This window comes from Endozoicomonas sp., assembly GCF_051008435.1.
Classification (GTDB): Bacteria; Pseudomonadota; Gammaproteobacteria; order Pseudomonadales; family Endozoicomonadaceae; genus Endozoicomonas_A.
Map to the genome: position 1 here is coordinate 1 of NZ_JBPCXO010000312.1, position 3,127 is coordinate 3,127.

At 46.4% G+C, this 3,127-nt stretch carries 4 protein-coding genes; all 4 read left to right on the top strand.

What is annotated here, in order from left to right; translation table 11 throughout:
• Positions 1–123 precede the first annotated feature (123 nt).
• Entirely contained in the window at positions 124–741 is a 618-nt protein-coding gene (locus ACR2PX_RS15740; RefSeq protein WP_434000305.1) for a hypothetical protein, read from the top strand.
• The gene (locus tag ACR2PX_RS15745) at positions 738–1,079 is read left to right on the top strand and encodes a restriction endonuclease subunit S (RefSeq protein ID WP_434000306.1); all 342 of its coding nucleotides are present in this window, start codon (positions 738–740) and stop codon (positions 1,077–1,079) included. The genes ACR2PX_RS15740 and ACR2PX_RS15745 overlap by 4 nt, the downstream gene beginning before the upstream one ends.
• A gap of 220 nt (positions 1,080–1,299) precedes the next feature.
• Entirely contained in the window at positions 1,300–2,211 is a 912-nt protein-coding gene (locus tag ACR2PX_RS15750; protein ID WP_434000307.1) for a hypothetical protein, read from the top strand.
• 60 nt (positions 2,212–2,271) lie between these two features.
• Positions 2,272–3,127, top strand: an 856-nt coding sequence (locus ACR2PX_RS15755; protein WP_434000308.1) for a hypothetical protein, incomplete at its 3' end; no start/stop codon positions are given.

Consider the following 3,127-nt stretch of genomic DNA (forward strand, 5'->3'; position numbering starts at 1 on the left):
ATTCCGTGTCGGATTGCTCAAATTTCAGTTCCACAAAAATGCACTTATAGAGTGAAAACCCAGATGAGCAAATATTAGTCTACAGATGCTGATATTACTGAGTTTTTGGCAAATTTAACGATCATGACCTCACGGATTCAGGAAAATGAGAAACCATACTTTCAGTCAAGGTTCATGTTCTATTACATGATGAGTGACAAATTTCAGGATTACGTAAAAATTAATGGTACAGGCGCAACATTTTTAGGGATTTCTCAAGAATCTATTGGTAACTATTCAATATGCTTGCCTTCTTTAGAGGAGCAACTGTGTATAGCGAACTATCTTGATATTGAATCTGCAAAAATCGACCAAGCCGTAACCATCAAGAAAAAACAGATCGAACTGCTGAAAGAGCGCCGACAAATCCTGATTCAGAATGCGGTCACCCGTGGCCTTGATCCACAAGCCCCCATGCGAGATTCCGGTGTCGAGTGGGTTGGGGAGATTCCGGCGCATTGGGGAGTGAAGAGAGCAAAGTATCTATTCAATGAAGTGGATGAGCGTTCTGTTGATGGCAAGGAAGAGTTGCTCTCGGTGTCCCACATGACGGGGGTGACCCCTCGCTCTGAAAGAATGTCACCATGTTCATGGCAGAGGACTATACAGGCTCAAAAACCTGCCAGAAAGATGACCTTGTATTCAACATTATGTGGGCATGGATGGGGGCATTGGGGGTGTCCGACAGATTGGGGATTGTGAGTTCATCCTATGGCATTTTCAGGCAAATAAAAGCTGGAAGCTTCAACCCAAAGTATCTTGAGTATCTTTTAAAAACGACAAAGTACATCGAACACTATAATCGTGTCTCAACAGGTCTGCACTCTTCAAGACTGAGATTTTATAGCCATATGTTCTTTGGTATGGAATTGGGCTTTCCTGAACGGAGAGAACAGGATCAGATTATCGAGTATGTTGAGTCTGAAGCTTCCAAGATCGACAAAGCCATCACCCTCCAGCAACAACAAATCGATAAGCTGAAAGAATACCGGGCTACCCTAATCAACAGCGCTGTTACCGGAAAAATCAAGGTAGTGTGATCTTCATAACACAGGGCGCTTGCGCCCATTCTAAGCCATGCCAGCCACGAAACTGGAGAACTATGGTGTTCTAACCAGGCATGGTTTAGTATCAGTGGCACTGTTAAATCAGTTGCATAGTCTGATTCACAGAGGCTGTTTGGAACATATTGGATCGGCTAATAATCCAGACAGAAGTGTCGAGTTTCCCAAATAGCCTCTCAAAAGAAGTAGAAACAGGATGTTGAAACGACTTTTTGCCACACGCAAAGCCCCCTGGATTCCTGATCGCTATGAGCGGGAAAGCTATGAAATAGACTTCTCAGGTAGCGTTCTCAAGATAGAGCTTCCACCTCATCATGATTATGAGGGGTTCCCTGCCGAGCCGGTCAAAACCCAAATCAATCTTTACGACAGCTGCAGTTTTACCAGCATTGAGCAGTTGGGCGATATGCGATTCAAGGAACTCCATGAGCAGGAAGGGCTTGAGACCCAGGGAGTCACCAAGCGCAGTTGGGAATTATTCGGCCCTGTCTGGCGGGAACAGCCTGTAGGTACTGTAGCTTTTTCTATGGTGGTTTGCCGGTCTGATGCGTTGCCAGAGACGATGAGCTGTTTTAATCCCTCTCATTTTGAACAATTACTGATTCGTGATCTTTATTTTGATTATCCGATGAGACCAACAAAGGGCTACTTTAGTGCACCCATTAACTGGCGTGTTAAAGAGGTGAATGGCAGCACTTGGATTTACCATGAGGTGCATAGGGACTTTGCCCAGTATGAAAAGAAAGACATAGAGTTATTGGCCAGTCAGCCCGCCAGCTTTGACAGCCATTTGTTTATCCCGCTGGGTCAACGTTTTTTTCTACGGGTTAATTTCTGGTATCTGGGTTATGCCCCGGTTGAGTCTTGTTTGCAACATATGAACGAATTGCGAGACTCGGTCATAGACAGTATTCAGCTTTCACTCAGCCCTTCTGCTCAGACGGCATTGGATGATGCCAGGAAGCGTTGGCCCGATGACAGGGCCCGCCAATACCGCACTCCGGAACCCTGGGTTTACCCGGAGTGGCGGCAGGGTGAATATGAAGTTGAGCCCGATACCGTGATTACCAAACCGGGGAGTCAGCCTCCGGAGTTGAATCCTGAATAGGCGTACTCAGAGTTAACAAGGCCATAAGAACCACACGAATAACACGACAAGGGATTTGTTATGACCAGTATCAGCCAGCTAAACCGAACCTGGCAGTTGATTATCCGTCAAGATGAAAGCTCCAACGTCAGTCGCAATGTCTATGTGCTCAAGCAGCACTACCCGCTTTGGGAAGAGCTGAAACGGACTCATACCGGTAACTATTACAAGACCATTATTGTACGCACGGCCCATCAACTCTGTTCAATGGCGGGAGCGCGCAATGGCGAGAGTAAATCATTGGATCTGGAAGGCGGTAGCCTGCACTACACCATTGACGCCAAGGGTGATGTGGGCATCTACCTGCTGGAGATCAATGACAGTATTTCACCTTCAGGCAATCAGAATACCGGAGTCTATAAGGTTGTATATGACCAGAAGTCTAAAAAGTGGCAAACGGGTGATGAGTACAGACAACATTTGGAGCTGGATCATGGCTGGAACAATATTCACTATGCTGCGGTGAGTGGAAAGTTTGAAGACAAAGAGGCAGCTGGTAGAAAACTGATTGAACACATTCGTAATGCCTATAAGCTGGTAGAAAGAGATATTAACCAGTTCAATAACCATTACTCACTGTTCTGGCAGAAAGATCAGCATTCATCGGACAAGCAAGCCAGTATTCTGCTGGCGCTTCTGCAGCAGGCCATGGCCAGGGACGCTCGAGTCAACTGGCTGGTGCATGGCGAGGGGGCAGGCACTTTTGTGAAGGCTATGAAAAAGTTGGAGGCCAATCCACAGTACCAGCGCATGATGGCCCATGAAGAAAGCCAGCAGTACCAGAATGTGTATTTTTCCAATCCCAGGGGGAAAGGCACCCGCAAAAAACAGCTGGAGGCATTGTGTGAAAAAGTCGGTTTTAATCTGGTGGACATTA